25 protein-coding genes are annotated in these 22,776 nt (G+C 37.2%); 2 read left to right on the plus strand and 23 right to left on the minus strand.

Annotated elements, in window-relative coordinates; all coding sequences use genetic code 11:
* Positions 1-40 precede the first annotated feature (40 nt).
* Positions 41-364: a ferredoxin FdxA gene (gene fdxA / locus I6F65_RS11120; protein WP_024611382.1), complete on the minus strand. Its 324-nt coding sequence runs from the start codon at positions 362-364 to the stop codon at positions 41-43.
* A 195-nt stretch (positions 365-559) separates the two neighbouring features.
* Between fdxA and I6F65_RS11125 the strand changes: the two genes are divergently transcribed.
* Complete coding sequence (locus I6F65_RS11125; RefSeq protein ID WP_197112897.1) at positions 560-2,167, plus strand: NAD(P)/FAD-dependent oxidoreductase; 1,608 nt, start codon at positions 560-562, stop codon at positions 2,165-2,167.
* A gap of 88 nt (positions 2,168-2,255) precedes the next feature.
* Positions 2,256-3,761, plus strand: a complete 1,506-nt coding sequence (locus I6F65_RS11130) for an amidase family protein (protein WP_197112899.1) — start codon at positions 2,256-2,258, stop codon at positions 3,759-3,761.
* 34 nt (positions 3,762-3,795) lie between these two features.
* Here I6F65_RS11130 and I6F65_RS11135 read toward each other — a convergent pair whose 3' ends face one another.
* The 22 genes from I6F65_RS11135 to I6F65_RS11240 all read right to left on the minus strand — a co-directional run bounded on the left by I6F65_RS11135 (position 3,796) and on the right by I6F65_RS11240 (position 22,756).
* On the minus strand, positions 3,796-5,097 hold the full coding sequence (locus I6F65_RS11135; protein ID WP_024611385.1) for a DEAD/DEAH box helicase: 1,302 nt from the start codon (positions 5,095-5,097) through the stop codon (positions 3,796-3,798).
* Positions 5,098-5,164: 67 nt separating this feature from the next.
* The gene (locus I6F65_RS11140) at positions 5,165-5,596 is read right to left on the minus strand and encodes a hypothetical protein (protein WP_024611386.1); all 432 of its coding nucleotides are present in this window, start codon (positions 5,594-5,596) and stop codon (positions 5,165-5,167) included.
* 1 nt (position 5,597) lies between these two features.
* Complete coding sequence (locus I6F65_RS11145) at positions 5,598-6,410, minus strand: MipA/OmpV family protein (RefSeq protein WP_024611387.1); 813 nt, start codon at positions 6,408-6,410, stop codon at positions 5,598-5,600.
* On the minus strand, positions 6,403-7,632 hold the full coding sequence (locus I6F65_RS11150; RefSeq protein WP_166109557.1) for a beta-ketoacyl-ACP synthase: 1,230 nt from the start codon (positions 7,630-7,632) through the stop codon (positions 6,403-6,405). Before I6F65_RS11150 ends, I6F65_RS11145 begins: the two co-directional genes overlap by 8 nt.
* Positions 7,632-8,357, minus strand: coding sequence for a 3-ketoacyl-ACP reductase FabG2 (locus tag I6F65_RS11155; RefSeq protein WP_024611388.1), 726 nt, complete (start codon positions 8,355-8,357; stop codon positions 7,632-7,634). Before I6F65_RS11155 ends, I6F65_RS11150 begins: the two co-directional genes overlap by 1 nt.
* Positions 8,357-8,818 carry a hotdog family protein gene (locus I6F65_RS11160; RefSeq protein WP_197112901.1) on the minus strand — a complete coding sequence of 154 codons (462 nt, stop codon included), beginning with the start codon at positions 8,816-8,818 and terminating at the stop codon, positions 8,357-8,359. The genes I6F65_RS11155 and I6F65_RS11160 overlap by 1 nt, the downstream gene beginning before the upstream one ends.
* Positions 8,819-8,821: 3 nt before the next feature.
* Complete coding sequence (locus I6F65_RS11165; protein WP_197112902.1) at positions 8,822-9,991, minus strand: beta-ketoacyl-[acyl-carrier-protein] synthase family protein; 1,170 nt, start codon at positions 9,989-9,991, stop codon at positions 8,822-8,824.
* Between the two features lies 1 nt (position 9,992).
* The gene (locus I6F65_RS11170) at positions 9,993-10,553 is read right to left on the minus strand and encodes a DUF3261 domain-containing protein (protein WP_024611391.1); all 561 of its coding nucleotides are present in this window, start codon (positions 10,551-10,553) and stop codon (positions 9,993-9,995) included.
* Positions 10,554-10,555: 2 nt separating this feature from the next.
* A complete protein-coding gene (locus tag I6F65_RS11175; RefSeq protein ID WP_024611392.1) occupies positions 10,556-11,830 on the minus strand; it encodes an NAD(P)/FAD-dependent oxidoreductase in 1,275 nt (424 codons plus the stop codon).
* Positions 11,830-14,172, minus strand: a complete 2,343-nt coding sequence (locus I6F65_RS11180) for an MMPL family transporter (RefSeq protein WP_139015442.1) — start codon at positions 14,170-14,172, stop codon at positions 11,830-11,832. The genes I6F65_RS11175 and I6F65_RS11180 overlap by 1 nt, the downstream gene beginning before the upstream one ends.
* Positions 14,141-14,704, minus strand: a complete 564-nt coding sequence (locus I6F65_RS11185) for a hypothetical protein (RefSeq protein ID WP_197112903.1) — start codon at positions 14,702-14,704, stop codon at positions 14,141-14,143. Before I6F65_RS11185 ends, I6F65_RS11180 begins: the two co-directional genes overlap by 32 nt.
* Complete coding sequence (locus I6F65_RS11190) at positions 14,694-15,122, minus strand: thioesterase family protein (protein WP_024611395.1); 429 nt, start codon at positions 15,120-15,122, stop codon at positions 14,694-14,696. The genes I6F65_RS11185 and I6F65_RS11190 overlap by 11 nt, the downstream gene beginning before the upstream one ends.
* 9 nt (positions 15,123-15,131) lie before the next feature.
* Positions 15,132-16,688 (minus strand): histidine ammonia-lyase, encoded by a 1,557-nt coding sequence (hutH, locus tag I6F65_RS11195; RefSeq protein ID WP_166109552.1) that lies wholly within the window; start codon positions 16,686-16,688, stop codon positions 15,132-15,134.
* A gap of 19 nt (positions 16,689-16,707) precedes the next feature.
* Complete coding sequence (locus tag I6F65_RS11200; protein WP_166109549.1) at positions 16,708-17,697, minus strand: family 2 glycosyl transferase; 990 nt, start codon at positions 17,695-17,697, stop codon at positions 16,708-16,710.
* Positions 17,698-17,710: 13 nt separating this feature from the next.
* Positions 17,711-18,448 carry a glycosyltransferase family 2 protein gene (locus tag I6F65_RS11205; protein WP_166109547.1) on the minus strand — a complete coding sequence of 246 codons (738 nt, stop codon included), beginning with the start codon at positions 18,446-18,448 and terminating at the stop codon, positions 17,711-17,713.
* A 12-nt stretch (positions 18,449-18,460) separates the two neighbouring features.
* Entirely contained in the window at positions 18,461-18,817 is a 357-nt protein-coding gene (locus I6F65_RS11210; RefSeq protein ID WP_024611397.1) for an acyl-CoA synthetase, read from the minus strand.
* Positions 18,810-20,138, minus strand: a complete 1,329-nt coding sequence (locus I6F65_RS11215) for an AMP-binding protein (protein WP_197112904.1) — start codon at positions 20,136-20,138, stop codon at positions 18,810-18,812. The genes I6F65_RS11210 and I6F65_RS11215 overlap by 8 nt, the downstream gene beginning before the upstream one ends.
* Positions 20,122-20,688, minus strand: coding sequence for a hypothetical protein (locus I6F65_RS11220; RefSeq protein WP_010553037.1), 567 nt, complete (start codon positions 20,686-20,688; stop codon positions 20,122-20,124). The genes I6F65_RS11215 and I6F65_RS11220 overlap by 17 nt, the downstream gene beginning before the upstream one ends.
* Positions 20,688-20,942 carry an acyl carrier protein gene (locus I6F65_RS11225; protein WP_197112932.1) on the minus strand — a complete coding sequence of 85 codons (255 nt, stop codon included), beginning with the start codon at positions 20,940-20,942 and terminating at the stop codon, positions 20,688-20,690. Before I6F65_RS11225 ends, I6F65_RS11220 begins: the two co-directional genes overlap by 1 nt.
* Positions 20,943-21,001: 59 nt before the next feature.
* Positions 21,002-21,259: a phosphopantetheine-binding protein gene (locus I6F65_RS11230; protein WP_024611400.1), complete on the minus strand. Its 258-nt coding sequence runs from the start codon at positions 21,257-21,259 to the stop codon at positions 21,002-21,004.
* Complete coding sequence (locus I6F65_RS11235) at positions 21,252-22,028, minus strand: 1-acyl-sn-glycerol-3-phosphate acyltransferase (RefSeq protein ID WP_231613157.1); 777 nt, start codon at positions 22,026-22,028, stop codon at positions 21,252-21,254. The genes I6F65_RS11230 and I6F65_RS11235 overlap by 8 nt, the downstream gene beginning before the upstream one ends.
* Positions 22,028-22,756, minus strand: coding sequence for a beta-ketoacyl synthase chain length factor (locus tag I6F65_RS11240; RefSeq protein WP_166109539.1), 729 nt, complete (start codon positions 22,754-22,756; stop codon positions 22,028-22,030). Before I6F65_RS11240 ends, I6F65_RS11235 begins: the two co-directional genes overlap by 1 nt.
* Positions 22,757-22,776: the final 20 nt, after the last annotated feature.

A 22,776-nucleotide genomic window follows, 5' to 3' on the forward strand; every position in this document is an offset into this window, starting at 1 on the left:
CTAATTAATAATAAAGGATTAATTAAACGAAGTATAAAGGTTAAGTTTCAATAAGTTTTAGTTTATCTGTAACACCATTCCACATATCAGCATCGTCCGGTGCTGGTTTTACTTCTGTAATACGTGGCCATACGAGCGCAAGCTCTGCATTTAACTCTGTAAATTCTTTTTGTGATTCAGGTAATTCGTCTTCTTGAAATATAGCATCGGCTGAGCACTCAGGTACACATAAGCCACAATCAATACAATCAATAGGGCTAATGGCTAAAAAATTAGGACCTTCAAAAAATGCATCTGCAGGGCACACTGATACACAATCAGTATACTTACATTTTATACAATTTTCGGTGACTACAAACGCCATAATAGTTTAATACCTAATATTTAAAACAACAGGTGCGGATCATACCCATCCATCCCAAAAATACAATAAATAAGTGCCATATGGCACTATTTTAACGTAAAATACGCGGCTTATGTTTGCACACACTTTGTGCCCTGCATCCCCTTATTGTGAGCGGTAAATTAAATCCCGCTATGACACCTAAAAGAGATATAAATGATACGTTTAACCGAAATAAAGCTGCCACTTGATCATGACGAAAATGCAATTGGACAAGCAATTGTAAATAAACTTAAAATCCAACCTGAACAACTGCATAGCTTTAATGTATTTAAACGTGGTTACGATGCACGTAAAAAAACAGCAATTTTACTTATCTATACGCTCGATATAGAAGTTGATAACGAAGCTGATTTATTAGCTGCGTTTGAAAAAGATCAGCACGTAAAAACAGCACCCGATACAAACTATAAATTTGTAGCACAAGCAGGAGAAAACATTACAGAACGCCCTGTTGTTATTGGCTTTGGTCCTTGTGGTTTGTTTGCTGGTTTACTGCTTGCTCAAATGGGCTTTAATCCCATTATATTAGAACGTGGAAAAGAAGTACGTGAACGTACAAAAGACACGTTTGGATTTTGGCGTAAACGTAAACTTAATACAGAATCAAACGTACAGTTTGGTGAAGGTGGCGCAGGTACTTTCTCAGATGGTAAATTATACAGCCAAGTAAAAGATCCAAAACATTATGGTCGTAAAGTAATAACTGAGTTTGTAGAAGCTGGCGCACCGGATGAAATCTTATACGTAAGCAAGCCACATATTGGTACATTTAAACTTGTTACCATGATTGAAAAAATGCGTGCCCGCATAATAGAACTCGGTGGTGAAATTCGCTTTAGTACACGTGTTGACGACATTCATTTAGATGATGGGCAAGTAACAGGCTTAACGCTTTCAAATGGTGAGCAGTTAAATACTCGCCATGTTGTATTAGCTGTAGGTCACAGTGCTCGTGACACGTTTGACATGATCCACAAAAAAGGCATTTACGTTGAAGCAAAGCCATTCTCAGTCGGTTTTAGAATCGAACATAAACAATCAATGATCGATGAATGCCGTTTTGGTACAAATGCAGGTAACCCTATTTTAGGCTCTGCCGATTATAAACTTGTTCACCATTGTGATAATGGTCGCACAGTTTACAGCTTTTGTATGTGCCCAGGCGGTACTGTTGTAGCGGCAACCTCTGAAGAAGGACGTGTTGTAACCAATGGCATGAGCCAATATTCGCGAAGTGAGCGCAATGCTAACAGCGCTATTGTTGTAGGTATTTCTCCAGAGCAGGATTTTCCTGGTGATCCGCTTGCAGGTATAGACTTACAACGTAAACTTGAAGAGCAAGCTTACGAGCTTGGTGGTAGCAACTACGATGCACCAGCACAATTAATTGGTGACTTCTTAAAAGGTAAATCATCTGCAGAGTTAGGTGAAATACAACCATCTTACACCCCCGGTATTAAGTTAACTGATTTAAGTAAGGTACTACCGCAATTTGCTATTGATGCTCTTCGCGAAGCTATACCTGCGTTTAATAAACAAATCCGTGGTTTTTCTACTAACGACGGTTTACTAACCGGTGTCGAAACACGTACTTCGTCGCCAATCAGTATTAAACGCGATAAAACGTTCCAAAGCATTAATACTAAAGGGCTTTACCCTGCAGGTGAAGGTGCAGGTTACGCTGGCGGTATTTTATCAGCTGGCATTGATGGTATTAAAGCAGCTGAGGCGGTTGCGCTGTCTATGCTAGAAAACGCTTAAACTTACTTAATACCCTCTTTGTAGAAAAGCCTCACATTGTGAGGTTTTTTTTATGTAAAATATGTAAAACACTAAGTTACTTTTAATAATGACTAAAAAACAAATTAGCCTTCTAATATTTATAAGCATATTCGTAACATTTAATATAAAAGCACAAGAGCTAAAAACAATTGGCGAAATTCATAACGCTTACAAAAATAAAATCATTAATGCTGAACAACTTACGCTGCTATATATTAAGCGTATTAAAGAGCTTAACCCACAATATAATGCTGTAATTAGCATCGAACCTACAGCATTAAAACAAGCTAGGGTTCTTGATAATCTGGCTGAAAGAGGTTTATGGGCAGGACCTTTACATGGTATTCCCGTTCTACTTAAAGATAATATAGAAACTATAGGTACTCTTCCCACAACAGCTGGTTCTTTAGCACTTAAAAATAACGTTACAAATAATGATGCCTTTGTAGTTAAAAAATTACGCAGTGCCGGCGCTATTATCTTAGGGAAAACCAACTTAAGTGAATGGGCTAACTTTCGGTCGTCTTTCTCATCTTCAGGTTGGAGTGGCATAGCAGGGCAAACTAATAACGCACACGATATAACGCGAAGTCCTTGGGGTTCTAGTTCCGGTTCAGCCGTTGCAATAGCGCTTAATTTAGCCCCTGTAGCACTTGGCACTGAAACAGATGGTTCTATTACAAGCCCTGCCTCTGTTAACGGTATATATGCTATAAAACCAAGTATGGGTCAAGTATCTAGGTCAGGCAGTATACCTCTTTCAAGTAGTCAAGATTCTATTGGTCCAATGGCTCACTCTTTAAATGATGCACTAACAGTTTTATCTGTAATACAAGGTAGAGATCCACTGGACACATCTACAACCGACTTTAGACTAAAGCGGACAACCATAAAAAATAAACAACCTCTCATCATTGGTGTATTACCGAGTGATAAGTTCACAGTTGAAACACAAAAAGTCTATGCTAAACAAATTCAAGCTTTAAAAGCTGCAGGGCATATACTTGTCAACATTATCATAACCGATAATTTAGACACATTATTAGCTGATGAATACTACATTCTACTTTATGACTTTAAGAATGAAATTAATCAATACCTTAAAAACACGCCAAAAGAAGTCACCGTAAAAAGTTTGAGCAATTTAATTGATTTTAATGAAAAGAATAAAGAAATTGAAATGCCTCATTTTGGGCAGAATATTTTAATTCAATCTAATGCTATTAACTTAGATGAAAAACGTAAATATCGTCAAATTAAATCACGTTATCGTTCTGTTGCAACAAAAGCAATTACTAATCTATACAGTAATAAAATATTGGATATAGTTATTGCACCCACAACATCCCCAGCCTGGAAAACTGATTTGATTAATGGCGATAGTACTAAAAACAATAGCAGTTCATTACCTGCCATTGCTGGAACAACACACATTACCTTGCCTGTTGGTAGAGTAGAACATTTACCTGTTGGGTTATCAATTATCGCAGATATAAATGGTGAGTATGCAGCTTACGCTTATGCTCAAATTATTGATAAAGTACTTTCTAAAGACATAAAAAAACCTGAGTAAACTCAGGTTTTTAAAAACTTAACTGCGTTAACTGTTACTTTTTAAGTGACAATTTTTCGCCTTTTAAGTTTTTACGAATGCTTGAGATGCGTGAGCGATTAACCGCACGTGCTTCACCCGTCGCTTGTCCAGATAATTTATTAGAACGTGTACGACGTAAATGTGCTGGCTTTTTACCAATTTTATCAATTAGCACTTCGCGATTACTTACTTCATAACCTTCTAAATATACACGTTTGATTTTTTGACCGATTAACGTTTCAATTTCAAATAATGTATTTTCTTCTTCACGGCTAACAAATGAGATTGCTTGACCTTGTCTACCAGCACGACCAGTACGACCTATACGGTGAACATAATCCTCTGCAAGCCAAGGTAGATCAATATTGATTACACGAGGTAAACCATCAATATCAATACCACGAGCAGCAACTTCAGTAGCTACTAATACGCGTACTTTGCCTTCTTTAAATTCACGTAAGGCACGACGTCTATTACCCTGAGACTTATCACCATGACAAACGCCAGCAGGAATACCATCAAGGTTAAGCTCTTTAACAAGCTCGTCAGCTGTTTCTTTCATGTTTACGAATACAAGCACTTGTTGCCAGTTTTTCTTACCAATCAGCTCAGAAAGTAACTCTTGCTTACGGCGCTCTTCAACTGGGTAAACAACATGCTCAACTGTACTTGCTGTACTGTTAGTTTGATCAACACGAACTATTTCAGCTTGTTTCAATACTTTAGATGCAAATTGTTTAATTGCTGCAGGGAAAGTAGCTGAGAAAAGTAAAATCTGGCGCTCTTCTGCACAGCTTTTAATCACGTTTTGCATATCTTCAATAAAGCCCATATCGAGCATACGGTCAGCTTCATCAAGAACAAGATGCTTAACATTCGCGAGGCTTAAGTTACCTAAACGAATATGGTCAAATAAACGACCTGGTGTAGCAACAACTACATCTACGCCTTCTTTAAGTGAATTAGCTTGACCAGCGGTACTAACACCACCAAATAAACTAACTACTTTAAGTGAAGTATGCTTTGCAAAGTCTCTAAAATTATTAGCAATTTGCTCTGCAAGCTCACGAGTAGGGGCAAGAACTAATGCATGAGGAGCATTAGTAGTGCTGAGTTCAGACTCAACCAATTTTTGGATGATAGGTAAAGCAAACGCGGCAGTTTTACCGGTACCAGTTTGTGCACTGGCTAAAACGTCTTTACCTTTACGAACAGCTGGAATTGCTGCGCGCTGAATGGGCGTAAGAGTGTGATAGTTAAGTTCGTCCAACGCCTGGATGATTTCAGGAGCGAAACTAAAAGATTTAAAATTCATGCTGTATAACCTACGGCCACATTATCAAGGGTCGCAAATTATACAGCAAAAAAGTAGTAACAGTTAGTTATAACTTAACTAAAGTGCCTTTTAATGCAACACCGGCCATAATAGTACCCGCACCGCATTCAAATTCAGTACTACTAACAAACTCACGTTTTTTGTAATATGACTGAATATTAACAACTGCATTCATGCCTTCTTTTACTGCACGCTCTTGTAATGCTTTAAGTGCACTTAACATTACCCACTCACATGCCTCAGTATCAGACTTACCAAATGCATTGGTTTTTTTATTAGTGATTACTTCACCGTATTTGCTGCTTTCTTTTGAATAACTTTGGTCAGCAAAGTAAAGTGGAATATCCAATAATGCATTTTTTGCTTTAGTTGTTTCTAACAATTTTTGAATTGGGTATTTACTAATATCATCTCGGGCTTGAGCAGCCGATGTCATTAATGCTGTGGCAATAAGCAACGTACTTATAATCGTTTTCATTTTATCTTCCTTCTCGTGTATAAAATTTCCATGCAACGCCAAAGCCAAGCGATATATTACTATTTTGCTTAACTAAAGGACTCTGTTGCTGCTTTGTATTTGCTAGGTAATCATATTTTACAAAACCACCTAACCAATATTTTTTAGTATCAAGATTTATCCCAATGGATAAATCTGATCCTGAATATCCAGAACGGTTATTAAACTCAGCTCGTTCAGTACTACTATCAAGTAATGAAATACCATAATAATAATTTAAATAACGATCGTCAGCAAAATTAGCATTTGCTCTAATACTGGTGCTTAACTCATAATCATTCGTTATTAAAAGTGGCGTCTCGAAATACACACTCGGTCCATAATGCCAACCTACATTCGTAATAGACCCAAAATCGGTAGCCATAGCTTTTCGAGTAAAAAGCCCAAAATATAGGTGGTGTTTTGTTTGTGGAGTTCCTATTAAATAATAATTTAATGATGGTCCCAGTTCAAATACCCAATCTAAATCATCTAAGCCTTCACGTGCTGTGTTATCTTTACTGTCAACGGCAATACTTACACCTGCCGAAATGTCTAAATGCAGGTTCCCCTGCTGCCACAAGTAGCCTGTAAAGCTATTGCGGTCGATATCTAAATCATCACTTTGATAACGGATATAAGGTACGGGGAGTACATACTGTTCACTTTGATCAGAACCTAGGTAATGTGGGATGTCAGCCATAAAAATACCGCCACCCACTTCAAGCTTTGATGCACTAAACGAAAATGTACTAAATAAAATTAATAATAGGTATAACCACTTAACTTTATTCACCTTGAAACCGTTTAAAAATAAGAGATGTATTAATACCACCAAAAGCAAAGTTGTTACTCATTACAAAATTTGTATGAATCTCTCGACCTTCCTCAGTAATGTAATCAAGAGGTGCGCATTCACTGTCGATTGCTGTTAAATTAATAGTAGGTGCAAACCAGTCATCATTCATCATGTTTATACTTGCCCATGCTTCTATAGCACCACACGCACCAAGAGTGTGCCCTAGATAACTTTTTAGAGAGCTAATAGGCTTAGCACCTAATGCATTAAATGTTGCATGAGATTCTGCAATGTCACCTCTATCGGTTGATGTACCATGTGCATTAATATAACCAATTTGATCCGCTGAGATATTAGCGTCTTGCAGTGCCATTTCGATTGCAACTTGCATTGTTTCAGAAGTTGGCTGCGTTACGTGTTGCCCATCAGAGTTACAACCAAAACCAACAACTTCAGCTAATATGGTTGCACCACGTGCTTTAGCGTGTTCATACTCTTCTAAAATGAGGGTACCTGCGCCCTCACCGATAACTAATCCATCACGGTTTTTGTCAAACGGTCTAGGTGTATTTTTAGGCGTTTCATTTTTTGTACTCGTTGCATACAAAGTATCAAAAACAGCCGCTTCTGTAACACATAACTCTTCAGCACCACCTGCGACCATCAACTTTTGGCGACCGAATTTTATGGCTTCATAAGCATAACCAATTCCTTGTGAACCAGAAGTACACGCTGAACTTGTCGTGATCACGCGACCTTTTAAACCAAAAAAAACGCCAACGTTAACCGGTGCAGTATGAGCCATCATTTGAATATAACTCGTCGCGGTTACGCCGTTCATAGAACCACTTTCCATCATACGACCAAAAGAGACTAAAGGCTCTGTTGAACCTATTGAAGAGCCGTATGACACACCGGTAGAACCATCAGTTAAAGCTGGGTGATCCAACAATTGTGCTTGCTCTAAGGCACGCTCAGTCGCAACTGTCGACATTAGAGAAACACGCCCCATAGAACGAACCTTCTTTCGCGTATAGTTTGCTGGGCGACTAAAGCCTTCAACGGGGGCTGCTAAATTGGTATTTAAGCCATCAATATAATCCCAGCTAGGCATACGTTTAACCGCATTTTCACCTTTTATTAAAGCCGCTTTGAATACATTCCAATCATCACCTAGCGCAGTGATAGACGCCATTCCCGTTACTACTACACGTTTCATTACGCCATTCCACCATTAACTTGAATTACCTGACGGGTAATATAACTTGCACCATCAGACATTAAAAAAGCGACAGTTGCTGCCACTTCATCTACATTTCCCATACGGTTAGCGGGGATCATTTTTTTCATTTCAGCTATTGGTAAATCATCAGTCATACCGGTATCAATAAGACCAGGTGCCACGCAATTAACTGTAATCTTTCGTTTTGCAAGTTCAACAGCAAGAGCTTTCGAAGCTCCAATAATACCCGCTTTTGATGCACTATAATTAACTTGCCCGCGATTACCAGCAACACCCGAGACTGATGACATAGCGACAATACGCCCACCTTTACGATTACTTACCATTGGCATAACTAAAGGATGTAACACATTATAAAAGCCATCTAGGTTTGTGTGTATTACACTATCCCACTCTTCATCTGTCATTGCTGGAAATGCAGTGTCAGCTGTAATCCCGGCATTGCATACCACGCCATAAAATGCACCATGTTGCTCTACATACCCACCTAAAATTGTTTTAGCTGATTTTCTATCTGCAACATCAAATTGCAAAATATCAACATTGACACCTAGAGCAATAATTTCAGATTTAACCTGTTGTGCCGCCTCTATCCCTGATCGACAATGCAAACTAATATCAAAGCCATCTTTAGCTAGCTGTAAAGCAATGGCTTTACCAATACCTTTACTCGAACCGGTTACTAGTACACGTCTTGACATTAAATTTGCTCCGCTAAAAATTGGCTAGGGTTTTCTGGTTGAAATACATTAATTTTGGCATCCACTAATAGCGCGTCGCCTTCTTTAATTTTGCACTCAAATGCACTTAAACCACTTTCTTCACTATATAATTTTTCAACTTCAATGGTTAAAGTGCTATTGAGAGAAAAACCAGTGCAATGCATTTTATACTTACGGCTGCTTACTAAAAATCCAACTTCTACTTTAGCACCACTATCTACTTGGTTTGCGTTAGCATAAGCAGCAATAGTTTGTGCCATATATTCAATTCCAACATGGCTTGGTACCCTCTTTAACTCAGGGTCATAAAAATTACTTTGTGGAGTAATTGTAACAAGACAGCGTCCACTAATTTCGTCATAACTTTCTAAGCTATCGATTAAAATCATTGGTGCAGTGTGTGGTAATACACTTTCGATTGGGTGATGAGGGTGATTCATAGCTTATAGTCCGATTAATACACTGACGTTATTACCGCCAAATGCAAATGAGTTTGATAAACAGGTAGTTATTATAGAAGGGTGTTTAGCACCAACTGAAACAAGGTTTATTTTGGGTAAATTGGTATCTCGTTCACCATCCCATACATGAGGCGCATAATCATTGTCCCCTAATAATAACCAACATAAACCTACTTCAGTCGCGCCAGCGGCACCTAATGTATGACCAATCATACCTTTAGATGAGCTACATGGTGTTTCAATACCAAAAACATTCATTACAGCAATGGCTTCCATTTCATCATTTTTAGGCGTTGCAGTACCATGCAAATTTACATAGTCGACTTCATTTATATTGATATTGGCGGCAGCTAACGCACTTTGCATTGCCATTGCAGCTCCTTCACCTTGTGGATGAGGTGCCGACATATGATGCGCATCACTGGATTCACCAACGCCTAATAATTTAACTTTTCCCTGCTTTTGCACAATACATAAAGCAGCGGCTTCACCTATGTTTATTCCATCACGATTTTTGCTTGATGGGTTTGATATACCTGCAGATGTTGATGCTAAAGCATGAAAACCATTTACCGTCATCCCACACAGGCTATCTACACCACCTACAATTGCAGCATCGGCTAATTCACAAGCTATCATTTCTTGCGCTGTCGCAAATGCTTTAGAGCTTGATGAACATGCTGTAGATAACGTAAAAGCAACGCCTTCTAAACCCAGCTCACTTTGAATAAATTGCGCTAGATTATCCATCTCTTGTTGCTGGTAATGATACTCACTCGGAAAAAGACCATCCCGCTGTTGAGTTTTCATTGCTTGTTCACCTTGGGCAATACCTGATGTACTTGTACCAACAATAACTGCAATTCGCTGTGCACCATATTGTTTTTTAAGCTCAGTAACGGGCTCTCTTAATTGCTCAAGTGCATGTGCTGCCAATTGATTATTTCGAGTTTGAAACTCAAGAGGTCGGTCAGTTAACTCGGGTAACTCTGCATCCACAGCGCCAACATAAATAGGACCTTCGTCAAATAAAGTATTGTTGATAACAATACCCTCTTGACTGCCTGCAAGTAAGTTACGTTTTATACTTTGATTATCACACCCTAGTGCATTTATCATGGCGTAATGGCTAATAAATAGCGGTTGTTGCATATTAATATTCTTCTAATCTTTCTATAGTTAAGCGATAATTCTGCTCGTTCTCAATAAGTTGAGTCTGTGAGGCATTATATATAACTTCACGAATTAATGTATCGCCTCGATAAAAACGACGTGTTAGTTGCCCTGCAATAGCAGCTTGTGTTACTTGGCAGTTTTTACACATATGTTGTTTAAGTAGTGCTAATGGCCAAAATGCACTTTGCATATCATAAATAATTTTTTTCCCGTCAAGGTCAACTTCTAACGAATTAGTCGTTGTTAACTGCTCCGTGAGGGTATTAAATTGCAACTGAGATAGTGGAACACCTTCAAAACTCAATGCTGCAACGTTGATCATTTCCTCAGAAAATTCAGTAGACACTAGCATTGACTGCTCAACAACACCTGAAAATTGAAATTTCTCAAGCCAGCCTTTGCCAACCATTTCATTAGGTATTGGCATTAACTCAAACAATGCAGTATCAAATTTTGGTTTATGAGTAATCTGGCAAGCATTTAAAAACACTATAAAAATGATAATAAATACCGCTTTAATACTTTTATTAAGCAACATACTTATACAACAGCAGCATCGTTATCAGCCATTTCAGAGTCACATATTTTTTCTAAAATATTGAGACCTCGTTTAGTGTTTTTAACGAACGGATTTTTTTTATCCCATGCATAACCCGCTAAAATGGAGCAGACCATTGCTTTTACATCAGGCTGACCATCTGCAAAAAAGATAACTGATTGTAAACTCGTATCATACCAAGAGTTCACAAAGTATTTGAATACAGTGATCCCTTCACGCAGTGGTATTTCATATTCATTTTTCCAATCAACAGTCTCACCTTGTAATTGTTTAACCACAAGTTCAGATGCCTGTACCGCAGAACGAAGTGCAATTGTTACCCCAGAAGAAAATACGGGATCTAAAAATTCACCTGCATTGCCCAATAACGCAAATTTATCACCATGTAACTGTTTTACATTTGCTGAGTAACCGCCAATAGTGCGAACAGGAGCAATTATTTCAGCATCAGCTAACAATGATGATAAGTTATCATCTTCATTAATAAACTTAAGTAATATTTGCTCAAGGCTCATATCTGGATTTTCTATCTGTGCGGTTTCACCCACAACGCCTACGCTCACCGTACTGTCACTAAATGGGATAAGCCAATACCACACGTCAGGAATATCTGGGTGAACTGTAATAAGTATTTTATTACGATCAAATTTAGGACAATCTATATTATCTTTAAAATGTGTAAATACGGCTTTACGAGGTGATAACTCACTCGCTTCTTCTAAATCTAATAAACGAGGAAGAACTCGACCAAATCCACTACCATCTAAAGTGAAGCGGGCTGTTATTTTACTTTGTTGCTCCGTTTTTAAATTAGTAATGTCAATGCACGTACCATTTTCGTTAGTTGTGAAGTTTGTAACACGGTTCCCAAAGCGAATTTCAGCTCCTTGATTAATTGCTTCTTGAGCTAATAAATTATCAAACTCAGCTCGTTTTACTTGATACGTTGTGCCAGGACCTTCACTAAATTTTTCTTCAAAATTAAAATTCGTATGATGACCACTTCGGTAAAATGCAGCGCCGTTTTTAAATTGGAAACCCAGTTTTTCAGCATTTTCAAATAAGGTATCGAGCATATTTGCTTGGCGTAAGTAGTCCATTGATTGTGGTAATAAGCTCTCACCAATAGAAAAACGAGGAAACTCATCTCGCTCTACTAAACATACACTTAAACCATGCTGCATTAATAAACACGCAGCAACTGTTCCTGACGGACCAGCACCAATTATAGTTACATCAAAATCAGTTGATATCATTAAATATTCCTTTTCGATACAAGAGTAAGGCGCGGGGCCATAATGAACACCATAACAACACCTATAAATACAGTGAAACCAAATTGGCTCACCGCGGGTGTTGAGCTAACAATTAAAATTGCAAATACAAATAAAGAACTTAAAGCTGAGATGAGCGTGGTTAATGTTATTTTTTCACAAAGACCATGCTCAGCATAAAATACGCAGTAGTCTAAACCCAATGCCAAAATGAGTATCCCCGCTACATAATTAAACACACTTAAGCTGTCAAAAAACCATGCACTAATAACAAGTGCTATTACCATAGCAATTGCCGGTCGGCTTACGGCAATAAACGCATTAAGCAATCCGTACCGTAGCCAAAAAACAAGCATTGCAGCACCAAGTGCAAAAATATAAATTAAAACCAAATGATGCCTAAACAAACCTACCTGCTCACTTACAGCTAATACTTTATCAACAAAAAAAACATCTTTGTAGTTATTTAAGGTCCTTTCGAGCATCTTTGGATCGTTAATACCTTGCAACTTAATAATACTGTAATAACGATTATTAATTTCGACCCATTGATCTGTAAATAAGTGGGATATTTGACTTTTTTGCCACGTCCGAAAATTTAACTGGCTTAGTTCTGTATTATTTTGCGTTTCTGATAATTCTAATAAAGCTTTTAATTGATTAAACAAACCGTCATTTTCGGCTTGCAACATTAACGCTTGCGACTTTTTCTGCATAGCAATTGAAGGCAACCACTGGCTGATACTTGAATATTTGGAAAAGGCATTATTTTGCTTTAGTTGGCTTAAGTCTTCAGCTAATTGTTCAGAGCGTTCCAATGTTTGCTGAGAAGAATCCCCCGCCACTAAAATATATGGGCTGTCCCATTGTGCATTTAATATTTCTGAAATTTTCTGTTGTTGAGTCACTAAGCTAGCTGAGCTTTTATAAAACGTACGCGGATCATCAACATTATTAACCATACTTAAAGCTACTATCGCTATAACTAAAAAACCAGCCTGCCACCAATAGTTTAAGCGTTTTTTAAGGAGTGCTTTTTGCCAATTATTAAGTTGAGTAACAAAGTGAGGAATTACGCTTGGTTTTTTTACAATAAAACCAACAATACTTGGGTAAACAAGTAATACCGTAAGCAAAGCCCCTAATAAACCAGCCATAGTAAATACGGCAATTTGCTTAAATAATACTAAAGGTGTAAATACTAAAATTAAATAACCGACTGTTGTCGTAATAAAACCCAATAAAAGTGACGAACGAATACTGAGTAAGGGGTTAAACCTGTCAACTTTACTAAAGCGTAATTCGCTCAATGCATGAAAACTATAATCAGCAGCAATACCAATTAATGTAACTGCAAATACCAACGTTAATATATTTACTTCAGTAAAAAATAAACGTAATGCACTATAACCGTAAAGCATACTTATAGAGATGACAAATAACGTACAAAAAATACTTAACGTGCTTCTATAAACAACCAAAATCAACAATAAAGTAGCAATAATGGAAATACTGCCAAATACAGTCATCTCGTTCTGAGCCGTCATACTTGCGTCAGCGGTAAAAAATGCGGCTCCGGTAACAAGATAATGTACACCGGATTTTTTTTCGTCATTTTGTCTTTTTATATCGTTAACTTTTGCAGCTATGTCTTTGGCTATATTTAAATCTAAGCCAGTATCAGAACTAACAAAATTAATAAGCACATAGTAAATTTTATCGTCAGAACGACCGTTTTTTATCTCATCTTGAGCAATAAGATAACCTTGGTAGTTTTTAAGCTTCATTGAGGGGGCGTATTGTTGATTAAAAAAATCAGCTAAACCCAAATTAGGATCAGAAGCTAATGTTGCTGCCACCCACGGCGACCCCATTTCATTTAATAAACTAAATTGATAATTAAACACAGCATCTGAATTTTTGTTTTGTAATAGCTGTTTATACTTTTCACTCAGAAATGCATATTTATAAGGTAGGTAATCCTTAACTACAGATTGCAGTTCTGGAAGTGCTCCAAAATGAATATTAACTTCAATACCATTAATATCCCTTAGCGCAAATGCAGCTTGCTCTGCGTACTTTATCGCGTTGCTACGCTTTTTATGACCAACAAGCATGACGTGTTGACGCAACAGTTGCTGCTCAACTTTATCACTCACTAATCGCACATCCTCACTTTGTTCCACCGTAAATATCTGGTTAATATCTGCCACAATAGCAAAAGGCTTAAATAGCCATAAATAACTTAAACCAGCGAGTAAAATAAGTAGTTGTAATCCCCAAAGGAGTAACTTAGTGCGTGAGTTTAACGACATCCATGTCATTTTGAGTCAGCTCCTTGCTGGTAAATACCATAATTATCTCTGTTTTATTATTCTGCTGGTCTGTTAATACTATACTGCGTTGACTTTCATCAAGTGCACACAAGTTAACATTGGTAAATAATGCAGCAACGTCTTTAAGTTTTGGTATTAAGTTATAACAATATTCATTGTCTAAAGCGGTTATGTTCCAATCACTTTCATTAATTTGCCCACTAAGGAGCTTTGCAAGTAAACTATTTATTTGCTTATCTTGAGTAAGCGTTTCATATTCTTTTGATGTTTCTAAGCGACGATAAATCCCACTAGGCAGTAACAGCATTTCACTGCTAACCGGTGATATGGTGTGCCAGTAAACATGTTGATCATAAATAACAAATTCACCTTGCGATTTAATCGCCCGCTTTAAAAATGTAAAATGTTTAGCTTGGCTAAACTGTCCTTTACCCTGCGATACTTTAAAGCGACTAAAGTCATTAGCTGCAGCGTGCGTACTAAAAAAAAATAAAAATACTAAAGCCAGTTTATTCAACATAAACCATCACTTTATCAGTAAATATACTTGGCGATTCAAATTGGAGCTCTTGAGTATGTAAGTCCATCGCAACTTGTATCGTATAAGCTTTGGTCAGAACCTTATCTGTATCAAGGCATTCAATACGGTAATCAATTTTAATCCGCATCTCAAATTCAACCAAAGAGGCGTGAATACGTATACGAGATCCAAATACAGCCGATGCAACATACTTTAATCGCATATCAACAATCGGCCACATAAAGCCTGACTCTTCCATCGCATTATAGTTATAACCAATTTTATCTAGCAATGCGCAACGGGCATCTTCTATGTATTTTACATAGTTACCATGCCACACAATTCGCATTGGGTCTAAATCATAAAATGGCACCACCATATCTATGGAGGCACTAACAATTGCTTTGGATTTTTTCATTATTTACCTTTAGCTATTTTGATAAAGTGCCCAACGTTGAGTTTGAATATACTCAATCGTTTGACGTAATATCATATCTGTTGGGCGATCTTCTTCTAATAAATCAAAGAAACTTGCTACATCATCAATCATTGCAGTAATTTCAGGGTTTAACGCAGAAGCATCAATTTCATTATTTAAAATACGTATTCGAACACCTTGCACAGCAGCAAGTAAAGTTGCCGCGAGTACTTGTTCTGTTAATTGTAAAATACGTAAACAGTCGCGTGCAGCAATGGTCCCCATACTCACTTTATCTTGGTTATGACACTCTGTAGAGCGTGAAAACACACTGGCTGGCATCGTTAATTTAAGTGCTTCAGCAGTCCAGGCAGAACAGCCAATCTGAATCGCTTTAAAACCATGGTTTATAAAGTGACGTTCACTTGAAGCTGCACTTAAATTAGATGGCAAACCATTATTCATTTTAACATCAACCATAGTCGCAATTTGTCGATCTGCTAAATCAGCTAAATTTGCCACACAGTTTTTCATCGAGTCCATGGCCATTGCAATATGCCCACCGTAAAAATGACCTCCATGTAAAACATGCTCGCCAATACCATCAATAATAGGATTATCGTTAGCACTGTTAAGTTCATTTTCAATCATATTTCTTAACCACGGTAGGCTATCTTCAAGCACACCTATGACGTGCGGAGCACATCGAATAGAGTAGCGATCTTGTAAGCGGTCTGAATTACGAGGGTGCTCAACATGGTTTAAGTCATGCTGAATACGTTTAGCAACATTTTGCTGACCGATATGTGGCTTAACACTAAATAAAATATCATCAAAGTGATTGCTATTACCTTTGAGCGCAATACTTGCAAGCGCAGTTATACGAGTCATTAAACGACTCGCATACTCAGAGCGGTCGAATGCCTGACATGCTAGCGCCGTCATAACGGCTGTGCCATTCATAATAGCCAGACCCTCTTTAGGGCGTAACGTAATTGCTTTTAAACCCTCAGCAGAAAATGCGTCTAATGAATTAACAACCTGATCTTTATAGTACGTATCACGCTCACCAATTAAGCTACCAGCAACATATGACAGAGGTGTTAAATCACCACTTGCGCCTACTGATCCTTCTTGTGGAATAACAGGAATAATATCGCGGTTGATCATCTCAACTAATAATTTAAGTAAATCCCAACTTACACCGGAATAACCTTGTGACAAAGACGCCAAACGACTTGCTAAAATAAGCTTACCTTGCTCTGGCGTAAAAAAATCACCCAAGCCACAACCATGAAAACGCGTTAGGTGTATTGGCAGTTCATTAACGAGTGACAAAGGAATTTCAACGGTGCATGAATCACCGTAACCGGTTGTTACACCGTATATATGACCTTCTTCAGCTAATAGCTTATCTAAAAAAGCGACGGCAGAATCAATTTTTTTTGCAAAGTGACTATCACCAGAAAGCGCAACTCCGCGCTTATCTTTTACAACACTGATAATGTCTTCAATTGTTAAACGGCCTGCACCAAATAATAGGTGACTTGATGTATTACTTTCCATTTACTACTTCTCCAGATATTTAGCTAGGCTTTGAATCTTTGTCTGTGGCTTTTGGCCAAAAATTAAAAAAATTGTACCATTGATACGGCGCTTTTTTACAATAAAACTCGAGTCGTTGTGCGAACTTAGTAGCCATTAACTGAAAATACGCTTGACGCTCTTTACGTTTAACCTTGATAGGGTCTGCAAATTTTTCAATGTACGTTTTATAACGTCCTTGCTCATTAATACAAAACATTAAAAATACAGGGCATTCCATAATATTTGCAAGAGCAAATGGACCTACAGCAAACGGAGCATCTTCTCCTAAAAACGGCACATGATGTACACTATTTGGGTTATTAACCGATGTACGGTCAGCAAAAATAATTACGGCTTCACCGTCGTCTAACTTTTGCTTTAATTTAATTGTATCATCTGGACCAAAGTTATTGATATGAATAAAATTAATGGCCGCATCTTGGTTAACTTTCTTTAAAAAATTATTAAATGAAGGTGTATGCTCATTATAAGTAATCACGTTAAGCGGTCGTTTGTTATCTCCCATGCTAAAAATAGCACGACAAATTTCCATATTACCTAAATGAGCACTAAAAATAACAGCGCCTTTAGCCTCTAGTAATTGCTGATAACCTTCTGGTGTAGCAATTTCTAAATCTTTAATATTTACTTTACCAAGCCAAGCATCAAATTTATCTAAAATTGCCATACCAAACGAGAAGTACAACTTAAAACCTTGTTTAAATCGCGCCCAACCAGTGCGTTTATCCTCACCCATACTGACATTAAGATTATCTAAATAATGCCAAATAGCTTGACGAGATAAACGACCTGTAACGTAAAAATAAAACATAACTGGTGTTAAAACTATTTTAAACAGCCACTTACCAAATACCTTGTATATAAATACCAATACTTCGATACCCAGCATAGAACCGCGTTCTTTTAATTGTGACCAATGAAATGGTTTATCAACGTCGTTATGTGGTGCTTTTTTTTGCTCTGACACGCAATAAATCCCTCTATTTAAATTTGTTTACAATTAAACGTGGTAAACGCCACAACATGCCAAAAAAGAGTCTCGTATGCATTTTTGAAATTAACACGTTATCGTCCCACACATTAAAGTGTGATACCCCATTCTCTGGGTAATGAACTTTAGTTTTGATAAATTCAACAGGCGTACCTTGCCAATAAAGCTTTACCATTACCTCTATATCAAAATCCATTTTATTGCCCAAACGAGTACTATTTATAAGCGTTATATAAGCATCTAACGGATATACACGAAAGCCACACATAGTGTCCTTTAATGCAAACGATAACGTTTCTATATAAACCCAAAAATGAGTAATAAAACGTCCATAATAACGTCCTTTTGATATTGACTCATCGTAGATAGGTTGCCCACTCACTAATGCTTTAGGGTAAAGCTTAGAGCGTGCAACAAGTTGGTCTACATCGTTTAAGTCGTGTTGACCATCAGCATCAATTTGAATTGCATGACTCCAACCTGCTTGATGCGCATGAACAAGACCCGTTTGTACAGCGGCTCCTTTGCCACCATTTTCAATGCGACGTACCAATGTAACCAAAGCAAACTCTGCATCTATTTCTTCAAGCACATTTTGCGTTTGTTCGTTGCTTCCATCATCAACCAATATAATAGGTAGATTAAAATCAACTAAAGCAGATATCGTATCGTGAATCACTAAATCGTGATTGTAATTTGGGATGACAAATCCATATTTACTCGACATTATAAAGCACTCTTATTCATCATTTAGCACTACTTTGCCTGATGCATGCTGCCCATGCTCTGAGCTGTAACTAAAGCTAAATTTAGTATTTTTAATTTGTTTTAATAATAAATCTACTTCGTAATTTGGTTTAACTATAATCTGAAACTTTAATGCATCAACTGAAATTGCTTTTTGGCAATCTACATTCAAATATTTAGTCAAATAATGCATCACCCAATCAAGTTGAGCTACACCGGGTAAAATTGGTGCTAGCGCAAAGTGACCTTGAAAATAAAATAGGTTTTCTGGTATTTTCAAACGCAAAAGCACATGTTCAGGGCTTTGTTCTATTACTTCACAAATAGGTTTATATACAAAATCAGTCAAACATTTTCTCCAATTGCATTTTTTCGAGTTTACCTTGCGTGTTATAAGGCAATGCCGACAAATAACGAAACTTACGTGGTATCACTAAAGGTTCAAAAAATGCTTTTAAATGACTCTTAAGAGCCTGTGAAAACTTAAATTTACCGTGCTCTGCCAATACAGCTTCACCCTCTTGGGTTAGCACTAATACTGCGGCAATTTCACTTCGTTTGTTTTGCTGCTCACTTTCAAGAAGTAATACATAGCATTCGTTAACCAAAGTGTATTGATTTATCTTTTGTGTTATCTCATCTAATGAACAACGTTTTTCTTCAATTTTAACAATGCGATCTGCTCGACCTAATAAGGAAAACTGATTACTGTTGGTTAATTGCGCTCTATCATCTGTTTGATACCACTGACGCTGATCAACATAAGGCGATGAGATAATAAGTCTTTGTAAGTCATCCGTTTTTATTTTTATAGGCGTAAATGCTTGCCAGATTATAGACTCACTTTGTTGACGCCAAGCTATTCCGCCAGTTTCAGTACTTCCAAGCACTTCAACCGGTGCATAACCAAACTGCTCGCTTAGTAAATTAGCAGCAACTGATTGTAGTGGTCCACCAGATGAAAAACAGCAGCGTAATTTATCTTTAACAGATACTAATACGTTATCTTGAACCAATCGATGATAGTAAGCTGGGCTACTAATTAAGGTAATGTCACTTTTAGCTGTATTTTCAATAAACGAAAGTAAATGCTCTGGGTATTCAAAGCTACTAAAACAAACATTTCGACCAGAGTATAGAGGCCAAAGTACTTTAAATAACAATCCATAAATGTGTTGATGCGACACAGTAGCAACCAAAGTCGTATTTACAATTTGCCCGCCAAATTGTTCTTCAAGTACATCAAGTTCTAAAACTAATTGCTTAAACGTTTTATCTACCGCTTTAGGTTGTCCACTCGAACCCGATGTAAAAAAGCGAATACGTGTAAGCTCGTTAATATCAAGCTCAGCTGTAGTGCTACTTCTTAAATCTGGTGTAAATGTGAAGTCAGCAGATGATAAGCTAGCATCACCACAAAATGCATCGGCATAGCTTAAGCATTGCGTGAGCTGGGCAGGTTGTCCATTTTGGGGCAAAACAATTGACTTTTTTGCCACTAATAAAGCAAAAAACAATACGCTAAACTGGTAGCTATCAGCATCAAAAAGCAACCACGTAATTTCAGGTTGCTTAGAAAACTTTTTAGCGTGCCCGTTAACCTGCTCACGCCAAGTTGTAAAGTCATGGTTCTCACCATAAAAATAGTTATTATTATTTGGCCACTTCATTCGATTTATTTTTTGCCTTTTGCCATTTTCTTACAATCAATTCTATGATCATTAATAACCCCATCAGCAGATACGAAATCAAGCCATTATAGGTAAGCCATACTTTTGGATTTGGGTGAAATACGGTTACAGTCGCAATAAAACCATTCAATATAAAAAACACACACCACACTTTAGTTACTGATCGTGTGTAACGCTTTCCATGTTCATCTAGGGTTTCAAATTTGCCTGCAATAATTTCAATTACACTTGGGGGTCTATATAGTGAATAAGCAAACACAGCTAAAAAGCAGCAACTAATAACAACAGGGTAAAACTTTAACGCTAATGCTGAATTTGCAAAAGTAGCAAAAAGTAATAACCCACACCCGCATGCAGTCATAATTTTTAAATGAGGAATTGTTGCTTTACTGTCTTTAACCAACCAATGCCTTAGCAGTAAAACGGCAACAAAAACACCACCAATAATTACCGGTTCGCTGTACTGTAAGCCAAAATATACCGCAAAAGGATAAGTTAATAACAACCCAGCTAACAACGCCTTTTTCATTAAGCCTCAACAACCATTAGCTTTTCAATTGCATCAATTACATCTTGTACAGTACGAACTTGTTTAAAGTCATCAGGTTCTATTTTTTTACCTGTTTGTTCGCGTAATTTTACAACCAAATCTACGGCATCAATACTATCAAGATCTAAATCTTCATATAAACTGGCTGTGCGGGTAATATCCTCAAGCTCTATTTCAAAATATTCCTGTAAAATATCGCTAAGCATAGCAAAAATTTGGTCGCCATTTTTCATGTTTTCATTATTCATATATATATATCCAAACACTGTATCGCTTTAAAAAACGCAGTAAGTTACGCCTTTGTTGCAGCTATAAAATCACATAAAGTTTTAACCGAGTAAAAATGCTTTTTACTATCATCGGTATTTCCATCAATTTTCACATCGTATGCTTTTTTAATTGCGACACCCAACTCAAGTGCATCAATTGAATCTAAGCCTAAACCATCAACAAAAAGTGCTTCATCATCATTAATGTCTGCGGCTTCAATATCTTCTAAATCTAAAGTTTCTATAATTAGTTGTTTAACTTCAGTGCTTAAGTCACTCATATTTTAATTTTTCCTCGTTAAGATAAGCTTGTAAATCGCGTGTTAGTTTGCGTACCGAATTAGTTATCTGGTCGTCTTGTATATAAGGCGCAATCAAATAAGGTGGTAAAACACGCATCTTAAAGGTAAAACGGCGATCAGTTACCTGATACCACTTTTGTCCTTTGGTTAATGTTATTGGGTTTACGTCAATTAAGATTGGTAAAATATCGACTTGAGTTCGAAGCGCAATGTTGCCTGCCCCTCGTTTAAAATGCCAAGGTTTACCTGGTATACTTCGAGTTCCTTCAGGGAACACTATAAGGTTGTTTCCACTTGCAAAGCTTTTTTTGCATTGCCCTAAAAAGTAATCTGGCTCAGCATCATTATTGATATAACCAGTGGCTTTAACTACACCTTTTAGAAAAGGGTTTTTCCATAGATCAGCTTTAACAACACAGTCTGCATGGCGCACAATAGAAATAAGAACAACAACATCAATTAAAGATGGATGATTAGCTATTATTAACTGCCCTTTCGCCCGTTTTATTGCATCGAGCTTATCTATATCCAAGCGTAATATGCCAACTAGGCGCATATAACCAACAAAAAATTTAAATGAATAATGCACAGCAGTACGCGCAGCTTGATTTCGTTTATTTATATCACGATAAATAAGTCGTTGAATTGAAAAAATAATAACAGATAATGCCAAACCACCAGTACTAAACAGTGCAAAGGCACTGCCTGTTGCAATAATACGGTATGCTTTTATCAATTGAGTTTTCATTAGCGCGATAGTTGCCATTGATATCTTTTTGAATTTATTTCTAACTTATTATTTTTTGAAAAATAAAACTTTAAAAAATCAAGAGCTTGTAAATTAGGTGTTTCGCTTTCTTTTACTTGATGATGACCAGTGCATTTTAACTCAAAACCGTTGCTATTTTCACACGGTTCAATAAGTAACCCTACTGCTATATTGTCAGGTTTTTGTTGTACATAAGGTTGGTAATGTTCAGGTACAGCTTGGTCACTATATACATATAAAATACGCTCATAGCTACGAGTTTTTAGCTTTGCTACAGCATCTACTAATCCCATAAAAAAACTATCCTCGCCGGCGGACATAGCGCAAAGTGGAGCTTTATTTCCAGCATAAATACTAAATAAACCACCCACAGCATTATGAACCGATAATGCAAAGTTAGTTGGAGAGAGCGTATCTTTACTTGCAACATCTGCAATTAATTTAGTTGTCTTGTGTAGGTCGCCATGGCGAGAAGAAAATACACTAGGGATGTCATGCTGAAATGCTTCACTTGCCTCTAAAGCACAGTGAAGTGTCAGTTTAGCAAATGCACTTAAACGTCTTCGCTGCATTGCAGGTATCTGTTTTAATTCAGGAAGCGTTAACGTTTGTGGGTTTACTATTGTTCCGTTTGAGAATGATTGCCAATCCTCAAAATTTGTTTTCCCGTCGCCCCAAGCGATGCATTTTTTGATAATAAATTTCAATGTAATAATCCCTATTACAG

The sequence above is a fragment of the Pseudoalteromonas sp. SWXJZ94C genome (genome assembly GCF_015864385.1).
Taxonomy (GTDB): domain Bacteria; phylum Pseudomonadota; class Gammaproteobacteria; order Enterobacterales; family Alteromonadaceae; genus Pseudoalteromonas.

Coding starts and splice junctions, on each gene's coding strand:
- hutH (WP_166109552.1), bottom strand. CDS start 16,688: ATGGAAAGTAATACATCAAGTCACCTATTATTTGGTGCAGGCCGTTTA.
- I6F65_RS11175 (WP_024611392.1), bottom strand. CDS start 11,830: ATGATATCAACTGATTTTGATGTAACTATAATTGGTGCTGGTCCGTCA.
- fdxA (WP_024611382.1), bottom strand. CDS start 364: ATGGCGTTTGTAGTCACCGAAAATTGTATAAAATGTAAGTATACTGAT.
- I6F65_RS11135 (WP_024611385.1), bottom strand. CDS start 5,097: ATGAATTTTAAATCTTTTAGTTTCGCTCCTGAAATCATCCAGGCGTTG.
- I6F65_RS11205 (WP_166109547.1), bottom strand. CDS start 18,448: ATGTCGAGTAAATATGGATTTGTCATCCCAAATTACAATCACGATTTA.
- I6F65_RS11125 (WP_197112897.1), top strand. CDS start 560: ATGATACGTTTAACCGAAATAAAGCTGCCACTTGATCATGACGAAAAT.
- I6F65_RS11155 (WP_024611388.1), bottom strand. CDS start 8,357: ATGTCAAGACGTGTACTAGTAACCGGTTCGAGTAAAGGTATTGGTAAA.
- I6F65_RS11180 (WP_139015442.1), bottom strand. CDS start 14,172: ATGACATGGATGTCGTTAAACTCACGCACTAAGTTACTCCTTTGGGGA.
- I6F65_RS11235 (WP_231613157.1), bottom strand. CDS start 22,028: ATGAAAACTCAATTGATAAAAGCATACCGTATTATTGCAACAGGCAGT.
- I6F65_RS11225 (WP_197112932.1), bottom strand. CDS start 20,942: ATGAAAAATGGCGACCAAATTTTTGCTATGCTTAGCGATATTTTACAG.
- I6F65_RS11230 (WP_024611400.1), bottom strand. CDS start 21,259: ATGAGTGACTTAAGCACTGAAGTTAAACAACTAATTATAGAAACTTTA.
- I6F65_RS11185 (WP_197112903.1), bottom strand. CDS start 14,704: ATGTTGAATAAACTGGCTTTAGTATTTTTATTTTTTTTTAGTACGCAC.
- I6F65_RS11170 (WP_024611391.1), bottom strand. CDS start 10,553: ATGTTGCTTAATAAAAGTATTAAAGCGGTATTTATTATCATTTTTATA.
- I6F65_RS11190 (WP_024611395.1), bottom strand. CDS start 15,122: ATGAAAAAATCCAAAGCAATTGTTAGTGCCTCCATAGATATGGTGGTG.
- I6F65_RS11150 (WP_166109557.1), bottom strand. CDS start 7,632: ATGAAACGTGTAGTAGTAACGGGAATGGCGTCTATCACTGCGCTAGGT.
- I6F65_RS11220 (WP_010553037.1), bottom strand. CDS start 20,688: ATGAAAAAGGCGTTGTTAGCTGGGTTGTTATTAACTTATCCTTTTGCG.
- I6F65_RS11130 (WP_197112899.1), top strand. CDS start 2,256: ATGACTAAAAAACAAATTAGCCTTCTAATATTTATAAGCATATTCGTA.
- I6F65_RS11215 (WP_197112904.1), bottom strand. CDS start 20,138: ATGAAGTGGCCAAATAATAATAACTATTTTTATGGTGAGAACCATGAC.
- I6F65_RS11160 (WP_197112901.1), bottom strand. CDS start 8,818: ATGAATCACCCTCATCACCCAATCGAAAGTGTATTACCACACACTGCA.
- I6F65_RS11140 (WP_024611386.1), bottom strand. CDS start 5,596: ATGAAAACGATTATAAGTACGTTGCTTATTGCCACAGCATTAATGACA.
- I6F65_RS11165 (WP_197112902.1), bottom strand. CDS start 9,991: ATGCAACAACCGCTATTTATTAGCCATTACGCCATGATAAATGCACTA.